19 protein-coding genes are annotated in these 20,412 nt (G+C 61.5%); 13 read left to right on the top strand and 6 right to left on the bottom strand.

The window, feature by feature from the left end:
- Positions 1–20 precede the first annotated feature (20 nt).
- From odhB to U5G49_RS20410, 7 genes are all read left to right on the top strand, one after another.
- Positions 21–1,286 carry a 2-oxoglutarate dehydrogenase complex dihydrolipoyllysine-residue succinyltransferase gene (odhB, locus tag U5G49_RS20440; RefSeq protein ID WP_112905437.1) on the top strand — a complete coding sequence of 422 codons (1,266 nt, stop codon included), beginning with the start codon at positions 21–23 and terminating at the stop codon, positions 1,284–1,286.
- 13 nt (positions 1,287–1,299) lie between these two features.
- On the top strand, positions 1,300–2,049 hold the full coding sequence (locus tag U5G49_RS20435; RefSeq protein WP_193444623.1) for a DUF4241 domain-containing protein: 750 nt from the start codon (positions 1,300–1,302) through the stop codon (positions 2,047–2,049).
- Positions 2,046–2,576 carry a hypothetical protein gene (locus U5G49_RS20430; protein ID WP_065276357.1) on the top strand — a complete coding sequence of 177 codons (531 nt, stop codon included), beginning with the start codon at positions 2,046–2,048 and terminating at the stop codon, positions 2,574–2,576. Before U5G49_RS20435 ends, U5G49_RS20430 begins: the two co-directional genes overlap by 4 nt.
- On the top strand, positions 2,573–3,325 hold the full coding sequence (locus U5G49_RS20425; RefSeq protein ID WP_115157134.1) for an SDR family oxidoreductase: 753 nt from the start codon (positions 2,573–2,575) through the stop codon (positions 3,323–3,325). The genes U5G49_RS20430 and U5G49_RS20425 overlap by 4 nt, the downstream gene beginning before the upstream one ends.
- 21 nt (positions 3,326–3,346) lie before the next feature.
- Entirely contained in the window at positions 3,347–3,985 is a 639-nt protein-coding gene (locus U5G49_RS20420) for a LysE family translocator (RefSeq protein ID WP_018243878.1), read from the top strand.
- 26 nt (positions 3,986–4,011) lie between these two features.
- The gene (lpdA, locus tag U5G49_RS20415; protein WP_065276359.1) at positions 4,012–5,418 is read left to right on the top strand and encodes a dihydrolipoyl dehydrogenase; all 1,407 of its coding nucleotides are present in this window, start codon (positions 4,012–4,014) and stop codon (positions 5,416–5,418) included.
- Positions 5,419–5,519: 101 nt separating this feature from the next.
- The gene (locus U5G49_RS20410) at positions 5,520–6,020 is read left to right on the top strand and encodes a cytochrome b (protein WP_193444624.1); all 501 of its coding nucleotides are present in this window, start codon (positions 5,520–5,522) and stop codon (positions 6,018–6,020) included.
- Between the two features lie 12 nt (positions 6,021–6,032).
- Here U5G49_RS20410 and U5G49_RS20405 read toward each other — a convergent pair whose 3' ends face one another.
- Together U5G49_RS20405 and U5G49_RS20400 are read right to left on the bottom strand one after the other, a co-directional pair.
- Complete coding sequence (locus U5G49_RS20405) at positions 6,033–7,109, bottom strand: TraB/GumN family protein (protein WP_193444625.1); 1,077 nt, start codon at positions 7,107–7,109, stop codon at positions 6,033–6,035.
- 182 nt (positions 7,110–7,291) lie between these two features.
- On the bottom strand, positions 7,292–8,227 hold the full coding sequence (locus U5G49_RS20400; RefSeq protein WP_193444626.1) for a tyrosine recombinase XerC: 936 nt from the start codon (positions 8,225–8,227) through the stop codon (positions 7,292–7,294).
- A gap of 139 nt (positions 8,228–8,366) precedes the next feature.
- Here U5G49_RS20400 and U5G49_RS20395 point away from each other — a divergent pair, with 139 nt between their 5' ends.
- A complete protein-coding gene (locus U5G49_RS20395; protein ID WP_182564533.1) occupies positions 8,367–9,314 on the top strand; it encodes a GNAT family N-acetyltransferase in 948 nt (315 codons plus the stop codon).
- A gap of 15 nt (positions 9,315–9,329) precedes the next feature.
- On the top strand, positions 9,330–9,827 hold the full coding sequence (locus U5G49_RS20390; protein ID WP_182564534.1) for a GNAT family N-acetyltransferase: 498 nt from the start codon (positions 9,330–9,332) through the stop codon (positions 9,825–9,827).
- On the opposite strand, the gene U5G49_RS20385 is transcribed toward U5G49_RS20390, so the two are convergent.
- From U5G49_RS20385 to U5G49_RS20375, 3 genes are read right to left on the bottom strand one after another with little or no spacing between them, the layout of a single operon-like run.
- Entirely contained in the window at positions 9,808–10,740 is a 933-nt protein-coding gene (locus U5G49_RS20385; protein WP_193444627.1) for a dihydrodipicolinate synthase family protein, read from the bottom strand. The genes U5G49_RS20390 and U5G49_RS20385 overlap by 20 nt on opposite strands.
- Positions 10,741–10,754: 14 nt before the next feature.
- Positions 10,755–11,627 (bottom strand): amidohydrolase family protein, encoded by an 873-nt coding sequence (locus tag U5G49_RS20380; protein ID WP_193444628.1) that lies wholly within the window; start codon positions 11,625–11,627, stop codon positions 10,755–10,757.
- The gene (locus tag U5G49_RS20375) at positions 11,624–13,336 is read right to left on the bottom strand and encodes an IlvD/Edd family dehydratase (protein ID WP_193444629.1); all 1,713 of its coding nucleotides are present in this window, start codon (positions 13,334–13,336) and stop codon (positions 11,624–11,626) included. Before U5G49_RS20375 ends, U5G49_RS20380 begins: the two co-directional genes overlap by 4 nt.
- A 240-nt stretch (positions 13,337–13,576) precedes the next feature.
- Here U5G49_RS20375 and U5G49_RS20370 point away from each other — a divergent pair, with 240 nt between their 5' ends.
- Positions 13,577–14,602 (top strand): Gfo/Idh/MocA family protein, encoded by a 1,026-nt coding sequence (locus U5G49_RS20370; protein WP_193444630.1) that lies wholly within the window; start codon positions 13,577–13,579, stop codon positions 14,600–14,602.
- A 117-nt stretch (positions 14,603–14,719) separates the two neighbouring features.
- Positions 14,720–15,391 carry a GntR family transcriptional regulator gene (locus tag U5G49_RS20365; protein ID WP_018243866.1) on the top strand — a complete coding sequence of 224 codons (672 nt, stop codon included), beginning with the start codon at positions 14,720–14,722 and terminating at the stop codon, positions 15,389–15,391.
- Positions 15,392–15,452: 61 nt separating this feature from the next.
- Here the strand turns inward: U5G49_RS20365 and U5G49_RS20360 are convergent, their stop codons facing one another.
- On the bottom strand, positions 15,453–17,081 hold the full coding sequence (locus U5G49_RS20360) for a GH39 family glycosyl hydrolase (protein ID WP_193444631.1): 1,629 nt from the start codon (positions 17,079–17,081) through the stop codon (positions 15,453–15,455).
- 351 nt (positions 17,082–17,432) lie between these two features.
- On the opposite strand from U5G49_RS20360, the gene U5G49_RS20355 reads away from it, so the two are divergent.
- Together U5G49_RS20355 and U5G49_RS20350 are read left to right on the top strand one after the other, a co-directional pair.
- The gene (locus U5G49_RS20355) at positions 17,433–19,334 is read left to right on the top strand and encodes an ABC transporter substrate-binding protein (RefSeq protein ID WP_193444632.1); all 1,902 of its coding nucleotides are present in this window, start codon (positions 17,433–17,435) and stop codon (positions 19,332–19,334) included.
- A gap of 67 nt (positions 19,335–19,401) precedes the next feature.
- Positions 19,402–20,406, top strand: a complete 1,005-nt coding sequence (locus U5G49_RS20350) for an ABC transporter permease (protein ID WP_193444633.1) — start codon at positions 19,402–19,404, stop codon at positions 20,404–20,406.
- Positions 20,407–20,412: the final 6 nt, after the last annotated feature.

Genomic DNA, 20,412 nt, shown 5'->3' with positions numbered 1-20,412 from the left:
ACGAAATCAGGATCTGAACAATGGCCACAGAAATCCGCGTTCCAACTCTCGGTGAATCCGTCAGCGAGGCAACCGTCGGCACCTGGTTCAAGAAGGTCGGCGACGCCATCAAGGCCGACGAGCCGATTCTCGAGCTTGAAACCGACAAGGTGACCATCGAAGTTCCAGCACCCGCCTCCGGCACGCTGTCGGAAATCGTCGTCGCCGCCGGCGAGACCGTCGGCCTCGGCGCGCTGCTCGGTCAGATCGCCGAAGGCGCAGCTGCCGCTGCCGCGCCGGCTGCTGCCGCACCGGCCGCCGCACCTGCCCAGCCAGCCCCGGCTGCTGCTGCCCAGCCAGCGCCAGTTGCCGCTGCTGCGTCGTCGTCATCAAGCGCTTCCGTCTCCACCATGCCGCCGGCACCGGCGGCTTCGAAGATGCTTGCCGAAAACAATCTTTCCGCCGACCAGCTCGACGGTAGTGGCAAGCGCGGCCAGGTGCTGAAGGGCGACGTCATCGCCGCCGTCGCCAAGGGCATTTCCGCTCCGGCGGCCGCACCCGCAGCAACGCCTGCCGCCGCGCGTGGCCCGTCGACGGTCGAGGATGCCTCGCGCGAAGAGCGCGTGAAGATGACGCGCCTGCGCCAGACGATCGCCAAGCGCCTCAAGGATGCGCAGAACACCGCCGCCATGCTGACCACCTACAACGAGGTCGACATGAAGGCGGTCATGGACCTGCGCAACAAGTACAAGGACATTTTCGAGAAGAAGCACGGCGTCAAGCTCGGCTTCATGGGCTTCTTCACCAAGGCGGTGACGCATGCGCTGAAGGAATTGCCGGCCGTCAACGCTGAAATCGACGGCACCGACGTCATCTACAAGAACTACTGCCATGTCGGCATGGCCGTCGGCACGGACAAGGGCCTCGTCGTTCCTGTCATCCGCGACGCCGACCAGATGTCGATCGCCGAAATCGAGAAGGAACTCGGCCGTCTTGCCAAGGCAGCCCGTGATGGCTCGCTCTCCATGGCCGACATGCAGGGCGGCACCTTCACCATCACCAATGGCGGCGTCTACGGTTCGCTGATGTCTTCGCCGATCCTCAACGCACCGCAGTCCGGCATTCTCGGCATGCACAAGATCCAGGAACGGCCGGTGGCGATCGGCGGTCAGGTGGTCATCCGTCCGATGATGTATCTGGCGCTGTCCTACGATCACCGCATCGTCGACGGCAAGGAAGCGGTCACCTTCCTCGTGCGCGTCAAGGAAAGCCTGGAAGATCCGGAACGTCTGGTTCTCGATCTCTGAGGGAGCGCTTTCGATGCGGAACCGGATCATGCGAGCGGCGCGCCTTCTTCTTTGCGCTGCCGCCGCGCATATTCCGGTCTCCGCATCGGCTGCCGGCTGGGACATCAGCAAGGCAAGCAGCAATTTCGAGCTGGTGGCGCTGGGCGATGCCGAACTCTCCGGCCGGTCGATCGGTGCGATCCATATGGGCAATGTCGAGCTGACATCGGGGCGCATCGTTGCGGCCGATCCGCTGGCCCAGCCCGATCGTCCGGCGCTCGCAAGAACGGTTGCGCCGGGCGACTATCCGGTGACGCTCTACCAGGCCTTCGGGCGCATCGCCGCCGCCAGCATGCGGTTTGCCGAGGGCAGGCCGGATCATTGGGAGCTTGCGGTCCTGCCCGGGCAGGACACGGCGACGCTGAAGGACGGCGAGATCTTCGGCTATCCCGTCGATGCCGGCCTCGGCTGCTACATGGATGCCGATACGCTTGATCTGATCGGGGAGCGTGAAGGGCAGGTACAGGCACAGAAACCGGATGCCGACGTCAATTATTACGATGACGTGCTGGCGTCGGACCTCGATGCCAACAAGGGCATCTATGCACTGCACCGGCCGGTTGCCGGCAGACGAGGCAATGTCGCCGTGTTCTGGAGCGGCTGGGGCGACGGTTTCTACCCGGTTTTCTGGGGGCTCGACAAGGACGGCCGCGCGCTGGTGCTGCTGACGGATTTCAGCGTTGTCGAAAACGCCGACGGGCGGAAGGAGCCGAAGCTGCAATGAGCGGAAGGATCGGGATCATGGCGGGACGGAAAGGTGTGGCTGCGGTCGCAGCTGCCGCGTTTTTTGCCGTTCCGGCATCCACGTTCGGCGCCGCATGCAAGCAGGAACAAGCCGTTTACGTCGATCGCGACGGTGCCTATGAATTGCGCTTCGCACCGCTGAATTCTCCATCGGCCGCCGCCAGCAACCAGTTCAAGGTCAGCGCGCTCAAGACACCTGTCGTGATGGAAGGTTATGTCATGCCATCGGAAGATCCGGTGCGCGCCATCGGCATCCTGATGTTCAACTGCCCCGAGGGCGATGCGACCGGCGCCGATCTCGATGCCTGCACGGTCTGGCAGGGCGCCGTCTACGGCATGGATGCAAAGGGTGAGATGGACAATCTGCAGCCCGAAGGTGCTGCGGCGGCCGAAAAGCTCGTGCTCCCCGGCCTTGGTCCCGCCATCCGCGAATCCAGTGCCTGGGGCGAGGGCAAGGCTTCGGTAGCGCCTTGGGACGTACTGACATTCGAGGAGTGTGCGACATGAGCGATGCACCTGTTGTTCTCATCACCGGCGGAAGCCGGGGTATCGGCGCCGCGGCCTCAAGGCTCGCCGCGCGCCAGGGCTGGCGTGTTGCGGTGAATTATGCCGCCAACCGCGAAGCCGCGGATGCGGTCGTGGCTTCGATCACAGAAGGCGGCGGCGAGGCCGTGGCGATCCAGGGTGACGTCGGCAAGGCTGCGGATATCGTCTCGATGTTTACGGCGGTCGACCGGCATTTCGGCCGGCTTGACGGGCTCGTCAACAATGCCGGCATCGTCGACTATCCGCAGCGCATCGATGAGATGTCGGCGGAGCGAATCGAACGCATGCTGCGCGTTAATGTGACCGGCTCCATCCTCTGCGCCGCCGAGGCCATACGCCGGATGTCGAGCCGGCATGGCGGGCAGGGCGGGGCGATCGTCAATATCTCGTCGATGGCGGCGATCCTCGGTTCGGCGACGCAGTATGTCGATTATGCCGCTTCGAAGGCGGCGATCGACACCTTCACTGTCGGCTTGGCGCGTGAAGTCGCTGCCGAGGGCATCCGCGTGAATGCGATAAGGCCCGGCATCATCGAGACCGACCTCCATGCTTCGGGCGGGCTGCCTGACCGGGCACGCGAGATGGCGCCGGCGGTTCCGATGCAGCGTGCGGGCACGCCCGAGGAGGTGGCGGATGCGATCCTCTATCTTCTGTCACCTTCGGCTTCCTATATAACCGGCGCGATCCTCAATGTGAGCGGCGGCCGCTAGAACGACAGGGCGAAAAACAGCATGCAATATATTCTCGAATTCCTCGGCCTGATGGCCGTCTTTTCGATCTTCATCGTCGTGCCAGGCGCCGATTTTGCCGTTATCCTGCGCCAGAGCATCGTGCATGGGCGACGCGCCGCCATCATGACCGGGCTCGGCATGGGCTTCTCCCTGCTCTTCCACATCAGTTACACTATCCTCGGCCTCGGCCTGATCGTGTCCAAATCACTGATGCTGTTTGCTGTCATCAAATGGGCAGGCGTCGCCTATCTGGTCTATCTCGGCATCAAGTCGTTCCGCGAACCGGGTTTCAAGGTGAGGGATATCGAGGTGACGGCGGAAGACCGCAAGCCGGTCTCGATGCTGAAATGCCTGGGCATGGGCTTCATCACCAATGCGCTGAACCCGAAGCCGGTGCTGTTCTTCCTGTCGCTGTTTTCGACGCTCGTCCATCACGACACGCCGGCGCTGATCCAGTTCTCCTATGGCATCGGCATGGCGACGGCGCTGGTCGCCTGGTTTGCCGGCGTCTCCTATTTCTTCACGGTCAAGGCGATCCGTGACCGCTTCATTGCCAGCGGCAAATGGTTCAACCGCATCACCGGAGCGGCACTTGTCGGCTTCGGCTTCCGCCTCGCTTTGTCGCGCGCGGCCGATTAAACGAAAAATCCAAAGGGAAAGAAGCAATGTCCTACGATGTGATCATTATCGGAACCGGCCCGGGCGGCTATGTCTGCGCCGTCAAGGCGGCCCAGCTCGGCCTCAAGGTCGCCGTCGTCGAAAAGCGGGCGACCTATGGCGGCACCTGCCTGAACGTCGGCTGCATCCCGTCGAAGGCGCTGTTGCATGCCTCCGAAATGTTCCATCAGGCCGGCCACGGAATGAGCGCGCTCGGTATCGATATTCCGGCGCCGACGCTCAACCTCGGCAATATGATGGCCCACAAGGATGCGACGGTGAAGTCGAATGTCGACGGCGTCGCCTTCCTCTTCAAGAAGAACAAGATCGATACCTTTCAGGGCATCGGCAAGGTCGTCTCGGCCGGCAAGGTTTCCGTCACCGCCGACGACGGCAAGGTGCAGGAGATCGAAGGCAAGAACATCGTCATCGCCACCGGCTCCGACGTCGCCGGCATTCCTGGCGTGCAGGTCGAGATCGATGAAAAGACCATCATCTCGTCGACCGGCGGCATTGCGCTGGAGAAGGTGCCGGAAACGCTGATCGTCGTCGGCGGCGGCGTTATCGGTCTCGAGCTCGGTTCCGTCTGGTCGCGCCTCGGCGCCAATGTCACCGTCGTCGAATATCTCGACACCATCCTTGGTGGTATGGACGGCGAAGTCTCCAAGCAATTCCAGCGCATGCTCGCCAAGCAGGGCATCGATTTCAATCTCAGCGCCAAGGTCACCGGCGTCGAAAAGGGCGACAAGGGCGCCAAGGTCACTTTCGAGCCGGTCAAGGGCGGCGACAAGGTGACGCTCGAGGCCGAAGTCGTGCTGATCGCCACCGGCCGCAAGCCCTATACATCGGGTCTCGGCCTCGAAGAGGCCGGTGTTACGCTCGACAATCGCGGCCGCGTCGAGATCGACGGTCACTTCAAGACCAATGTTGCCGGCATTTATGCGATCGGCGATGTGGTCAAGGGTCCGATGCTGGCGCACAAGGCGGAGGACGAAGGCGTGGCGCTTGCCGAAATCCTTGCCGGGCAGCATGGCCATGTGAATTACGAGGTCATTCCGAGCGTCGTCTACACCCAGCCGGAAATCGCTTCCGTCGGCAAGACCGAGGAAGAACTCAAGGCGGCTGATATCGCCTACAAGGTTGGCAAGTTCCCGTTCACGGCGAACGGCCGGGCGCGTGCGATGCTGGCGACGGACGGCTTCGTCAAGATCCTTGCCGACAAGGAAACCGACCGCGTGCTCGGCGGCCATATCGTTGGCTTCGGCGCCGGCGAGATGATCCACGAGATCGCCGTGCTGATGGAGTTCGGCGGTTCGTCAGAAGATCTCGGCCGTACCTGCCACGCGCATCCCACAATGTCGGAAGCGGTGAAAGAGGCTGCGCTCGCAACCTTCTTCAAGCCGATCCATATGTAATCTTACATATTCGTAACAAAGCATACAGCCGCTTGCCGAAAGGCAGGCGGCTGTTTTAGTTGTTGCCTATCGTTGAGTTCAGCATCCGTGAAGGTCCAGAAATGCAGCAGCCGTCCATCGTGAGTTACAGCCTGAGCCAGCGTTTTCTTCACTGGGCCGTGGCGCTGCTGATCTTCTTCAACCTGCTGTTTCCCGATGGCATGAATATCTGGCATCGGCTGATGCGCAGAGGCCAGGTACCGACGCCGGAGCAGATTTCGTCGGCGAATATCCATGCCTATGTCGGCATCGCCATCCTGATGCTTGCCGTCCTCAGGCTCGGGCTGCGTTTTACCAAGGGCGTCCCGGACGAGGTCGCACAGGAGCCGGCGATCTTCCGTCTTGCAGCGAGGCTTGCCCATGCCGGCCTCTACATCCTGATCTTCGCGATGCCGCTTTCGGGCATCGCCGCCTACTATTTCGGTATCGATCCCGCCGGTTCGTTCCACGCGGGTATCCTGAAGATCATTCTCTGGGCGCTGATCGCGGCGCATGTCGCCGGCGCCCTCGTCCATCAGTTCTATTGGAAAAGCAATGTTCTGCGCCGCATGACGCTCGGCTGACCGACGGCGGGTTCAGTTCACCGCGGTGACGGTGAAGCCCTGCTGGCGTAGCAGTTCGATGACGCCGTCCTTGCCAGGCAGATGCAGGGCGCCGACGGCCATGAAGACGTTGCCGCCGTCGAGGATGGGGGCGGCGCGTTCGGCCATTACCTTGTTGCGGTCGAGGATGACACGCTGCTCGAAGGCGGCATAATCGTTATTTTCGCCCTCTTCTTCAGGCGTCACCGTTTTCAGCATCGGCATGGTCATGCCAATGTCACCGGAGAGGTAGAGGTCGGTCATCGTCTCGACGACATCGCTCATCTTGTCGCCGAGTTCCAGCGTCTCGATCAGCGACTTCAGATGGAATTCGACCGGCAGATCGGCCATGGCCTGGATCTGTTCGGCAAGGGTTTCCAGCCCCTTGACCTGCTTACCCTGAGCAACGGCATCGGTGGCGATCTTCTGGTCGAGGAACTGCACGCCCTTTGCCTTGCGGGCGATTTCGCAGGCCGGCAGGGCGACGGCGCTCGAGATCATCCAGGGCCGCATGCGGGAAACGGCGCTGAGCGGGATACCGCGCTGCTTGAGGCCGGTCTCGAGGCGCTTGTAGTCCTCGGGAGAAAGCAGCTTGTCGATCGTCGTGCCGTCGGTGAACATCGTCAGTTCCGGCTTTGCGAGCAGGGCGGCGGTCGCCTTCCGCTCATCGAGGATCTCGTCGGATTCGATGATGATCGTGTCGGCAGCGTCATGGGCTGCCTGGGCGCGCGGCGGCAGGGCGAGCACGCGCGGATCGGTGACATGCATGCTGCCGAGCAGCCACGAAGGTGCAAGTCCCGGCTTCTCGACCTTCCAGAAGATGCCCTTGCCGTTCGGCGTGGCGTCGGCTTCCTTCAGCGCCTCGGCATAGCGGGCAGGGTCGTTCTGCTGCAACTCGACCATCAGGTTGCGGCCAGTGCAGGCCACATCTTCGGCCGCCGCCGGCCTTGCAGTCAGGAAGGCGACAAAGAGGGCCGCAAGAAGCAGCATATGAAAGGCTGCGATCAGCCAGAGCAACAGATTGGCCGGCACTGCGAGGTAAGACGTCCGGCGGCCGATTGATGTCGTCATGATGGGTGTTCCGATCACATGCCTTGTGCGTTTCATGGTCTACGCCCGGCTTGCGCATATTCCTTTAAGAGAATGCGTTAACGAAAGTTAAAGTGCATCACATCAAATCGGATTCATGACGATGCACTTTAAATCAACGCATCGTGCTTCCAAAAATCAATTCCGATTTCCGGGCCGATGCGCTAGGCGCGCGGATGCGCCCGATCATACACCTCGAGCAGCCGTGACGCATCGACTCCGGTATAGACCTGCGTTGTGGAAAGGCTGGCATGGCCGAGCAATTCCTGAATGGTGCGCAGATCGCCGCCGCCGGCAAGCAGGTGGGTGGCGAAGGAATGGCGCAGGGCATGCGGTGTCGCCGTTTCCGGCAGACCGAAGGCGCTGCGCATCTTCTGCATGGTGCGCTGGATGATTGCCGCCTGCAGCTTGCCGCCGCGGGCGCCGCGAAACAGCGGTTCACCGCTTTCGAGATAGTATGGGCAGAGCGCGCGGTATTTCTCGACCGCGTCGAAAACCACAGACAGCAACGGCACCAGCCGCGTCTTGTTGCCCTTGCCGGTGATGCGCAGCACCGTTGCGCCCTTCTGCAGGTCGGCGGGAGCAAGATCAAGCGCTTCGGAGATGCGCAGGCCGCAGCCGTAGAGCAGCGTCATGACAGCCGCATCGCGCGCCGCAATCCAGGGTTCGTCATGCAGTTGGGCGTCGTCGCTGACGACGGTGATCGCCTGCGTGTCCGACAGCGGCTTGGGCAGCGATTTCGGTTGTTTCGGCGAGCGCACTGCGCCGGCGCCGGCGGCGTTGACCAGGCCCTTCTTTTCGAGATGGCGCAGCAGCGAACGGAGACCGGCGAGATTGCGGCCGAGCGAGCGGGCGCCGGAGCCCTGCTTGCGCCGGGCCGCCAGGAAGGCGCGGAAATCGGCGGGGCGCAACTCCTTGATGTCGCGGAGCGTCACCGGGCCGGCGAGATGGCCGGTCAGGAAGGTCAGGAACTGGCGGGTGTCGCGCTCGTAAGCGTCGAGCGTATGCTCGGAAAGACGGCGCTCACGGGCGAGATTTTCAAGCCATGCGGCACGCTCCGCCATCAGGCGCGGATCGGCGATAACAAGCAGTTCGTTCACATTGCTGGCCTTGATTTTGCCTTCAAGTCCGCCAATTTGGAGCAGGAACAGTTATGGAATTGCTAATGCCGGCCAAGCCTTTGTCATCCTTCGATCATATTGTACTGCGATAGCTTTTACCCCATAGACAGGATCTTTCATGGCACGGCGCGATTCCATGACGGCTTTCGGACAGCTCGCGGAAGCGATCGCTCTCGTTTCACAGGGAAAGCCCGGTCATATCGTCGATACGCTGATTGCCGAACGCGGCCAGAGGATCGTGAAAAATCCACTCTGGCCGCTCATGCGGCCATTCCTCTACACGCTGCTGCGTTACAACAAGGCGCTCGAATTCGCCAATGCGGTTGCCAAGATGCCGGGTTTCCAGTCGTTCGAATATCTGAGTGATGTGCTGAAGCTCGACATCGGCATCACCAATGGCGAACGCATCCCTGATACCGGCGGCTTCATCCTCGTCAGTAACCATCCCACAGGCATCGCCGATGGCGTTGCCGTGTTCGATCTGTTGAAAGCGCGCCGGCCGGACATGATGTTCTTTGCCAATCGCGATGCCATCCGCGTCAATCCGCGCTTTGCCGAGATGATCATTCCTGTCGAATGGCGGGAGGAGCATAAGAGCAAGCTGAAGGCGCGCGAAACGCTGCAACTGACCAACCATGCGGTGAAGGAAGGCAAGGCGACAGTGCTCTTTCCCTCAGGCCGCATTGCCTACTGGGCGAACGGCCGGCTGAACGAACGGCCGTGGAAGACCTCGGCCGTCGGGCTGGCGCGCAAATACAATCTGCCGATCCTTCCGGTGCATGTGACGGCGCGCAATTCGGGGCTGTTCTACTGGCTGGCGAAATGGTCGACGGAGCTTCGCGACATGACCGTGTTCCACGAACTGTTGAACAAACGCGGCGACCGCTTCGATTTCGTGATCGGCAATCTTATTCCCGCCGAACAGCTAGACGGCGACCTCAACGAGGTGACGAAGGCGCTGGAGAAACATACGGTGCAGGATATGGCTGGGGATGGCGACGCGACCTTCGTCCCGGTCGGCCTGCCGGCGGCGATGTACCGCGAGGTTCCGGTTCCTGCAATCTAGAACCCCGGCATTGCCATGACAATCAATATCCGCACGTTCCGCGATCGGTTGCCGCAGGAGATCGCAGATCTCGAAAGCGAGGCCCGGCAAGAAGGCTATCGCCATATCGCCCGTCTTATCGACGAATGGTCGACCGGCGACAACAGGTTCCGGCGTGACGGCGAAAGGCTGCTTGGCGCCTATGCCGGGGAGGTGCTCGCCGGCATCGGCGGCATGACCGTCGAAACGGCCATGTCAGGGGCGCTGCGGATGCGGCGTTTCTACATCAGTCCCGCAATGCGCGGGCGCGGCATCGGCCGGATGCTTGCCATGGCTCTGCTTGATCATGCGTCGTCCTTCTGTACCGTCGTCACCGTTCATGCGGGAAACGATGGTGCGGCAAGGTTCTGGGAGTCGCTCGGGTTTCAGCCTCACGGACGAGATGGACATAGCCATCTGCTCGCGCTGCAGCACCATAACGGTGGTCCAGCGGCTTCGGATTTGCGCCAGTGTGTTACGCCCCGATCTCCTTGAGGCGGATGGCCTGGCGCGCCAGCAGCCGCTCGACATCGGCAATATCCAGTGTCGAGAGCTTGGCGCCCGGCTTGCGCAGGGTGGCCGACTTGATCACGCCGCGCTTGGCAAGCACATATTTGCGCGAGGCAAGGCCAATGCCCTGCTGCTGTTCGTAGCGGGCGAGCGGCAGATAGGCGTCGAAGATCGCATGGGCGCGATCGGGATTTCCGGCTGCATAGGCCTCGACGACGCCAACCATCATCTCCGGATAACAAAAGCCGGTCATTGCGCCATCGGCGCCGCGGCCCATCTCTTCGGGCAGGAAAAGCCCGCCATTGCCGCAGAGGATGGAGATACGCCGCATGGCGCCCTTGTCGCTGGCGGCGCGAAGCGCGGTGATTTTCGATAGACCCGGCCAATCCTCGTGCTTGAGCATGACACAATTCGGCACCTCGTTGACGATGCGCTCGATGACCTTAGGCGCGATGGTCACATTGGTGGTGAGCGGATAATCCTGCAGCACGAAGGGCGTATCGCCCAGGGTCTCGCCAACCGACTGGTAGAAGGCGAAGGCCTGATCGTCAGTCTTGACGGTCCAGGGCGGCGCAACCATGACACCGGCCGCCCCCTCGCCCATAACGGCTTCGGCAAGTTCGCTCATCGGCGCAAGCCCTGGCGCCGAAAGGCCGACAACGACGGGGAGGCGCCCGTCGAGGCGCTTCAGCACCCGTTGGACGACTGTCCGCGATTCCTCGGCGGTCAGCTTCGGGGCCTCGCCGAGCTGGCCAAGCACCGTCAGGCCGGTGACGCCGGCGCCCTCGTAGAAATCGACCATGCTGTCGATACTGGCGAGATCGAGCGCGCCGTCATCGGTGAAGGGGGTTACGGCGATCACATAGACGCCCTTGGCATCTTCGGTCAGTCTGGCCATTCGTACTCTCCAATTCAGCGGCCGAAGAACAGCGCCTCGGCATTTCGAACAAAAATCTTTTCGGCAATCGTGGGATCGTCAATGGCGGCCCGTATGGTCTCGATCAGATCGGCGTCATCGGGCATACCGTCCCACAATTCGGTGTGCGGCCAATCGCTGCCCCAGAGCAGCCTTTCCGCATGGCTGGCGGCAAGGGCGCGGCCGACCTCGGCGAAACCTTGGTCATTCATGTCCTTCGTCAAACGGTAGGGCGCGGTGACTTTGACGAAGGCCTCGGCTCTGTCCATCAGTCTTTTCAGGGCATCGACATGCAACGATCTCGTCTCTCTGGCAAGTGGAATGAAGCCGAGATGGTCGATGACGAGGGGCAGGCGGATGCCGGACAGCGTTGCCGCAATATCGGGAAGTTGTTCGGGATTGATCTGCAATTGCAGCGACCAGCCGAGAGGGGCAATGCTTTCCGCCAGTGTCTTGGCGGCGGCGAGCGGGAGGCCACCCTTGTTGCGCGTATTGATCCGCACGCCGCGCACGCCGAGCCGATCCAGACGCTCCATCTCGGTCGCCGTGGTGTCAGGATCGATGACGACGATGCCGCGCAGACGATCTGGATAGGCGGCAAGCGCCTCCAGCAGCACCCTATTGTCGAAGCCATAGACGCTTGGTTGCACCAATACGCCCCTGGCGATGCCAAGACTGCCGGAGAATTCGATCCAGTCGGCAATCGTCGCGATGTCAGGTGTGTAGCTGCGTGGAGTGTTGAGCGGAGCGCCGGCGCGAAAGACGTGGAAATGCGTATCGACCGTGCCTTGCGGCAGCGCCGGCTGCGGCAGCCGCGTCAGCTGCCGGCGGGGCAGGCAAAGCGGCGCCTCCCGATCAGCGGCACTCATCGCGCGTCGAGCTCCTCGCTTTGCAGGAAGTCAAAGTCGGCGCCTTCGTCAGCCTGGAGCACGCGCTCCTGATAGAGCTTGGCATAGCCGCGCGCCGGGGCCGGGGAGGGCCGGTTGACGACATCAAGCATGCGGCGATCGAATTCCGCCTGCTCGATGTCGAGGTCGATGCGCCGGCCCTCGACGTCGAGGCGAATGCGATCGCCGGTGCGAACGATCGCCAGAGGACCGCCATCAGCCGCCTCGGGCGCGATATGGAGGATGATCGTGCCGAAGGCCGTGCCGCTCATGCGGGCGTCGGAAATCCGCACCATGTCCTTCACGCCCTGCCGCGCCAGCTTGCGGGGGATGGGTAGATAGCCGGCTTCCGGCATGCCGGGCGCACCTTTCGGCCCGGCATTGCGCAGAACCAGAACGTCGTCGGGATGGACGTCGAGATCGTCGCTGTCGATGCGCAGCGTCATATCCTCGACGGAATCGAAGACCACAGCGCGTCCGATATGCTGGAGCAGATCCTTGGAGGCAGCGGATTGCTTGATGACGGCGCCGCGCGGCGCAAGATTGCCGTGCAGGACGGCGATCGTTCCGATCGGCTTCAACGGTTTCTCGACGGTGCGGATGATGGTCTGGCCCGGCCCATCGATGACAGCGTCGATGATTTCGCCGATCGTTCTGCCGTGGACCGTCGGGGCGCTGCCGTCGATTTCATGGCGCACCGCCTTCAACAGAGCCGGGACGCCGCCCGCCTCGTGGAATTGCTCCATATAGTGCTGGCCGGAGGGCTGCAGGTCGACGAGCAGGGGAATGCTCCGGCCCAGCCGGTCGAGCTCGGCCATGTCGAGGCGCAGGCCGAGGCGGCCGGTAATTGCGGCAAGATGGACGACGGCATTGGTCGAGCCGCCCATCGCCTGCAGCGCGACGAGGCCGTTGCGTATTGCCTGCGGCGTCAGGATATCGCGCACCGTCGGTGCAGCCTCATCCATGGCGAGACGCGCGGCGACACGGCCGGTCTCCTCGGCAAGGCGGACTCGTTCGGATTCGACGGCCGGTGCCGAAGCCGCGCGGGGAAGGCAGAGACCCATGACTTCGGTGAGGTTCGCCATGGTGCTCGCCGTGCCCATCACCGTGCAGGTACCGATCGAGCTGGCCAGCTTGTTGTTGACGTCGGCGATCTCGGCCTCGTCGATCTCTCCGGCGCGGAAGCGCCCCCAGAAACGGCGGCAATCCGTGCAGGCGCCAAGCCGTTCGCCCTTGTGGTGGCCGACGGCCATCGGGCCGGTCGGCAGGAAGATCGCCGGTATCTCGCTGCTGGCGGCCGCCATGATCTGGGCCGGCAGGGTCTTGTCGCAGCCGCCGATCAGGACGACGGCATCCATCGGCTGGGCGCGGATCATCTCTTCCGTTTCCATCGCCATCAGATTGCGCAGATACATCGAGGTCGGCGAGGCAAAGCTCTCGTGGATCGAGATTGTCGGAAACACCATGGGCATCGCACCGGTCAGCATGACGCCGCGCTTGGTTGCCTCGATGAGTTGCGGCACATTGCCGTGACAGGGATTGAAATCACTGTAGGTGTTGGCGATGCCGACGATCGGACGGTCGAGCGCATCGTCCGAATAGCCCATGGCCTTGATGAATGCCTTGCGCAGAAAAAGGGAGAATCCCTGATCGCCGTAACTCGTCAGCTTGCGACGAAGACCGTTCGACAAAGCTGTTCCTCCCTCGCCAAATTGATCCATGGCCGTGGTGTCAGCGTAGAGGGATACGGATGATTGTCAATAAATAAGATGGCGTCACTGTATCGTATTTTCGGATTTCTTCGGTGATCACCATAAATTACAATGGGAATCAGCGAAATTAGCAATTTTGTTCGACAATCAAACGATTGGCTTTTGCGATGAAGATGGATAGATTATTGATAAAATGAGACTAGATGCAGAGGAAGCGCAATGACGGGAACGAGACGACGGCGTATCGGCATTATCGGTGCCGGCTGGGTCAGCGCCTACCATCTGCCTGCATGGATGCGGCAATCGGCAAGAGCCGAGGTCGTGGCGATTGCCGACCCGTCGCCGAGCGCCGTCGAAGCGCGGCTTGCCGCCTTCGATATCGCGCGCCACTATGCGAGCGCGCAGGCGATGCTGGATGCCGAGCAGCTCGATGCCGTGGATATCTGCGCGCCACGGGGGTTCCATGCCGAACTGGTGCGGCTGGCGGCGGAAAAAGGCCTCGATATCATCTGTCAGAAGCCGCTCGCACCCTCCTACGGCGAGGCGGTCGACCTGCTGGCAGGTCTTTCCGGCAGGGGCAGGTTGATGATCCATGAGAACTGGCGGTTCCGCGCTTATTATCGGCGGCTGAAGGTGTGGCTCGACGAGGGACTTGCCGGCGAGATCCGCCAGGTGCAGTTCGAATTCCTGTCCAGCGGCATGATCGCGGATGCGGAAGGAAAAAGGCCGGCGCTGGTGCGCCAGCCCTTTTTCCGGACGCAGGAGCGATTGCTGGTTATGGAAGTCATGATCCATCATCTCGACACGCTGAGATATCTTCTGGGCGAGATGGAGGTGGTGAGTGCGCGGCTTGAGAGGAGCAATCGCGATATCGTCGCGGAGGATGTCGCAAGCGTCGTCCTGTGCCGGACGAGCGACGGTGTTCTCGTCACCATCAACGCCAATCTCGCCGTGCATGGCGCGCCGCCGGCGCCGCGTGATCACTTACGCATCTTCGGAACACGCGGCACGCTCGAACTTAATGGCAATCTGCTCTCGGCTGAGGGTGCGCGGCAATGCCGGGAGAACTTCGATCCCGACGAGACCTACCAGGGCGCCTATGACGCGACCATTGCGCATTTCCTCGACAGCCTCGATGGAAAGGTGGCGATGGAGACATCGCCGGGCGATAACATCAAGACGCTTGCTCTGGTCGAGGATATCTATCGCTTGAGCCGGTTCGACCCGGAACGCAATCCACTGTAACATGGCTCGCCGTTAGAGCGCCGCGCGTCCAGGACGCTCTATCACTTTAGATTGGCGCATAATCCCTTTCCGAAAATCGAATCCGGTTTTCGGGGTTATGCTTCAGAGGAGATGACATTGCAGACGCTCAACGAAAGCCGCGAAGACGGCATCGAGCATGATGATCTAAGCATTGCCCGCGCGCTGGAGGAGGACATCATTTTCGGGCGGCTGGCGCCTGGAACCCGCCTGACCGAAGACACGCTCCTTGCCCGCTTTCACGTCACGCGCCATTTCGCCCGGCAGGCGATCGTGCAGCTCGAGACGATGGGTATCGTGGTTCGCGAGCGCAACAAGGGCGCGACCGTCCGCTCGCTGACGGCCCGCCAGGTCCAGGAAATCTACGACGTTCGGGAACTGCTGCAACGGCAGGCAGCGCTGTGGATAAAGCTGCCGGCGCCCGAGGCGTTGATCGAGGAACTGCTGGCGCTGCACGAGGAGCATGGCCGCCACATCGAATCCGGCTATCTCAGGGGTGTGCACGAGGCCAACGATAAATTCCACCTGACGCTCTTCGGCGCCTGCGGCAATTCGCATCTGGTGCAATCGATCGAGCTCTATATGCGGCTCAGCCTGCCGGTGCGGGCCAATTCGATGTCGAGCAAGGAATCGCTGCGCATCTCGCACGAACATCACCGGCTGATGATCGAGATGCTGCGCGGTGGGGATAACTGGGTTCTCGCCCAGCTCTGCGTCGACCATCTGCAGCCGAGCAAGAAACGCTATCTCGCCTATGTCAGTGACAACTGACGCGAACCGGCCGCTTGAAAGGGCGCGCAATCTTTCGATTGCGCTCCCTTCGCCTACCGGCTCACCAATCGAGGCGCAGGAGAGACACGCCTTGACGCGGTAGGGAGACTTTGAGGGCGATCTTGCCGTCGTCGACCTTGACCGACGCCTCGCCGTCGATCTCGGCGAGTTTTCCCGAGGCTTCCAGCCTGGCATGGTCTTCGCCGGCCGGATTCTGCGGCTTGCCCATCGCCTTCCAGACGCCGAAGGCGTTGGAATGCTCCTCGTCCATCCTGAAATGCTTGAGCGAGGCGGACTTGTCGCCCCAGCCGTCGAGATTGACCGTGATGTCGGCGGACGGCCCGGCTTCGTCATCGTCGTGGTAGTGCCAGAGGAGAATGGAAACACCCTTGTCGTCGCGGGTCGCCACGACGTTGACATCGGGCTTGCCGCGCACGCCACGGCTCATGATATCCTCGATATCGCGGCGATAATCGCTTTCCGATTCCAGCCATTCGCCGCCGAGCTTGCCGAGCATGCGGAAGCCGTTGAGAACAGCCTTGTCGACGCCGTTGGTGGCAAGATCGCGGAAGCCGTCGAAATAGGGCTGGTCGTCGAAGAGGAAAGCCCAGGTCACCGCGCCTTCGATATGGATGTTGGCGCGTCTCGCCAGTTCGTAAGTGCGAATCATGCTCTCGACGACATAGACGCCGTAGAGTGGGCCGTTGCGATAACCGTTCTGCGGATGGACGCGTGCAGAGCAGGCCGCACAGCCTTCCGGATCGGATTCGCCGATCACCACGGGCAGGTGTCGGAGTTCCGGAAACTCGTTGATGATGGCAAGGTTCGTCTCGATGTCGCGGAGCTGCTTGTGCAGGCCCATCCGGACGTGGCCCTCGTAGATCACCGGATTGCCCTTGGCATGGAAGGCGAGGAAATCGATCGGCGACTTATTGTCGACCGCGTGCTTGAGGAAGGCACGCAGGAAAGTCTGGGCCTTTTCGTTGGCAAAGGCGCCGCAGGTGTGCGGACCGCCGACACGGGCATTCGGCAAGGCACGCTTCAGGGCCTTGGCGCTGACATCATACATTTCGCAGAATTGCGGTATGGTGCCGGTCCAGTAGTGACCGTCCGGCTCGTTCCACACTTCCCATGGCCAGCTTGAAACGACGGCCTCGCCATATCTTTCGGCCAGATGGCGCGCCCATGCTTCGATCAGGTCAGCCCATTTCTTCAGATCCGTCGGCGGCGCCGTCCAACCGGTGGTGATCGTTGCGTATTTGTCGGCCGGCTCCCATTGGTGGCGATAGGGACCGTCGAAATCGGAGAGCGCCTCAGGCGTGAAACCGATCTGGATCAGCGGAATGTTGCCGGCTTCCACATAGGTGTCGAAGATCTTGTCGATGATCGTCCAATCATAGACCGGATTACCGTTCGCATCCTCGGTATAGGCATTGGTCGAACCCCATTTGAGCGCAGGCAGGCCGTCGCCGCTGGTCAGAAGATTGTGCGCACGGATGCGGGGTGGCTCGGGGCTCAGCTCGGTGAGTTCCTTGAGCAGCTTCCTGCCGTGCGGGGAGTAGGTGTAGTTCGGCTCGTCGTAACCGAACCAGTTCCACAAGGGTTCGTATTTGCCGGTTGGCCGGTTGGCGTGAACGGAGATTGTCACGTCATAGGGGCTGCTCATCCTGGTGTCCTCTTGAACGGTCATGCCAAAGCCTCCTCCCGAAAGCAGCCGACCTGTCTGGTGATGAAGTGCGGCCTCTTGGGAGGGCGCCGCGCTCGCTGCAAAAGCTAAGCCAAACGCTCACTTTGTCAATAATATAAAAAATCAGATCGGCGCCGTTCGCCAAAAATGCCTGTAAATGCGCTATTTTTTATGACATACAAAATTATCAGTTGCCGTTTCTCAAAAAATTGTCGATAACTGTGGCGTGAGTTCGCCCGCCGTCGAGGAGTGCATGTGTCCCTGCGGCACGCGCAGGCAGGGGTTCGCTGGACGCCATCGTCAATCGATTACGGGAAGCGCTCGCCGCGGCGAGTTGAGGAGGAGGAACATCCGATGAAGTTCCGTAAATATGCAGCCATTGCCTTATTGTCGCTAATGGCCCTTCCGGCATTTGCGCAGGATTTCATTGCCGGCATACCGCGCAATGAAACGCTGATCATCCAGGGTACGCCGCAGCAGAATGCCGACTGGTTCAACCTCTGGGCTCCGGGCGGCGGGGCGGCTGCAAATCTCAACGGCCTGCAGCAGCTGACCACCGATACGCTATGGTTCATCAATCCCGAAGGCGGCAAGGATGCCTGGCAGAATGCGCTGGCCAGCGAACCGCCGAGCTACAACGCCGATTTCACCGAGATGACGGTGAAGCTGCGCAAGGGCATCTTCTGGAGTGATGGCATCGAATTCACCAGCGACGACGTGGTCTATACCGTGCAGACGCAGATCGACCATCCCGGCATGGCCTGGAGCGCGCCCTTCACCGTCAATGTCGCGAGTATCGAAAATCCGGATCCACAGACGGTCGTCTTCCATCTAAAGAAGGCGAACTCGCGCTTCCATACGCTTTTCACCGTGCGCTGGAATGCCGCCTGGATCATGCCGAAACACGTCTTCGAGAAGGCCGCAGATCCGCTGTCCTTCAACAACAACCCGCCGGTTTCACTCGGGCCCTACCAGCTGCAGAGTTATGACAAGGGCGGCAACTGGACGATCTGGAAGCTGCGCGACGACTGGCAGCGCACGTCGATCGGCCTGGCTGCAGCACAGCCGCCCGAGGTCAAGTACGTCGTCTATCGCACCGCCGGCAATCCGGAGGCCCGCGTCATCGAGCAACGCAACCACAATCTCGACGTCATCAACGACATGGCGCCCGAGGGCATGTTCTCGATCATGCGTGACAGCAAGAGCACGGCCTCCTGGCTGAAGGGCTTCCCTTTCGCGCATCCGGACCCGACGCTGCCTTCCGTTCTCTTCAATACGAAGAAGGCGCCCTTCGACAATAAGGACGTGCGCTGGGCTCTCGCTCTGCTGATCGACATCCGTGAAGTGGCGCTTGGCTCCTATCGCGGCGCGGCCAATATCGCCGCCCTTGCCACGCCGCCGACGGGTTCTGCCCCGGACGATTATTACGCACCGATGCAGGACTGGCTGACGAACTTCGAGCTCGACACCGGGTCCCGCAAGATCAAGCCTTACGATCCCAACATCTCGTCGCAGATCGCCAATATGGTGCGCAGCCAATGGGCCGATCAGATCCCGACCGATCCGGCCAAGCTGCAGCGAACCTTCGGCTTCGGCTGGTGGAAGAAGGACGTTGAGGCTGCGACCGAGCTGCTGCAGAAGGCAGGCTTCAAGAAGAGCGGCCGCCAGTGGATGAAGCCTGACGGCACGCCCTTTACGATCCGCCTGCAGGTGGAAGGCGATGCCATCCCGACGCTTGCCCGCGCCGGCACGGTGATCGCCCAGCAATGGACGCAAGCCGGCATCGCCACCAAGGTCGATGTCGCCGGCCCGACCAATGGCCAGCGCCTCAGCACCGGCGATTTCGAGACGGCGATCTACTGGAGCATCGAGACCTGGGGCGGTCATCCCGATCTCTCCTTCTTCCTCGACAGCTATCATTCGGAGTTCATCAAGCCGGTCGGGCAGATCCAGCCGCCGCGCAATCTGCAGCGCTGGCAGGATCCGCGTCTCGACCAGCTCATCGAGCGCAATCGGTCGATCGCCTTCGATTCGCCCGATGTCGCCAAACTCGGCCAAGACTTTCTGAAGCTTGCCGTCGAGGAAATGCCGATGATCCCGCTGATGGCCTACAACAAGTTCGCGCCGCTCGATACGACCTACTGGACCAACTATCCAAGCGCGGACAATCCGTATTCGGCCTCGGGTCCGAACTGGTCGAACATCCGCTACATGGTGGTCGGTCTGAAGGCCAATCCGGACGCGCCGAAGCCTTGATCGAGGCAATATCGAGGGAGCAGCCGGCCGCCGGCTGTTCCCGTTCTGCTATTGAAAGGTCGATGTCATGAACGGCTTTCTGATCTATGCGGCAAAACGCTTTCTGCAATTTCTCTTCGTGGTCTTCACCGGCATCACGCTGGCCTTCCTGATCGCGCATTTTTCGCCGGTCGATCCGATCGAGCAGACCGTGTCGCTGTTGACGAGCTTTGGCTCCACCGATCCGCAGGCCGTCGAGATCCTCCGCGAATCGCTGCGTGAACTCTACGGCACCGGTGGCCCGCTACTGGAGCAGTATTTCACCTTCTGGGGCCGCGTCCTGACCGGCGATTTCGGCCCATCGCTTTCCTCTTTCCCGACCCCTGTCATGACCGTTATCGGCCGGGCGCTGCCCTGGACGGTCGGGCTTCTGACGCTCGCAACGATCATCTCCTGGATCATCGGCAATTTTCTCGGCGCCCTTGCCGGTTATTTCCACAGCAGCAAGCTGCTGAAGGTCGCCGGTATCGTCATCATGGCGCTGCAGCCGATCCCGACCTACATCATCGGCCTCAGCCTGGTGATCCTCTTCGGTTTCATCTGGCCGATCCTGCCGATCAGCGACGGCGCGCAGGTCAATCTCGCGCCTGCCTTCAACTTGGCCTTCATCAGCTCGGTGATCGAGCACGGCATCCTGCCGGCCCTGACCCTCGTGCTTGTCGGCATCGGCGGCTGGTTCATCTCCATGCGCTCGCTGGTTTCCAACATCGTCACCGACGATCACGTCGTCTATGCCGAACTTGGTGGCGTGCGCTCGCGCAGCATCTTTTCGCAATATGTGGCGCGCAACGCCATGCTGCCGCAGGTCACCGGCCTGGCACTCAGTCTCGGCAATGTCTTTGGCGGCGCCGTCATCGTCGAGTTCGTCTTCAACTATCCCGGGATCGGCAAGCTTCTGATTTCCGGCATTTATTCCGGCGATTACAGCCTCGTGCTCGGTGTCACCACAATCGCCATCATCGCGGTTGCCGCCGCGGTCTTCGTGATCGACATCACCTATCCGCTGATCGATCCACGTGTGAAACTGGGGTAATCCGTG

Origin of the sequence: Rhizobium indigoferae (assembly GCF_034554815.1) — a bacterium.
Lineage (GTDB): Bacteria > Pseudomonadota > Alphaproteobacteria > Rhizobiales > Rhizobiaceae > Rhizobium > Rhizobium leguminosarum.
Note: the sequence above shows the minus strand (reverse complement) of the source record. Positions and strands in the feature narration are given on the sequence as shown.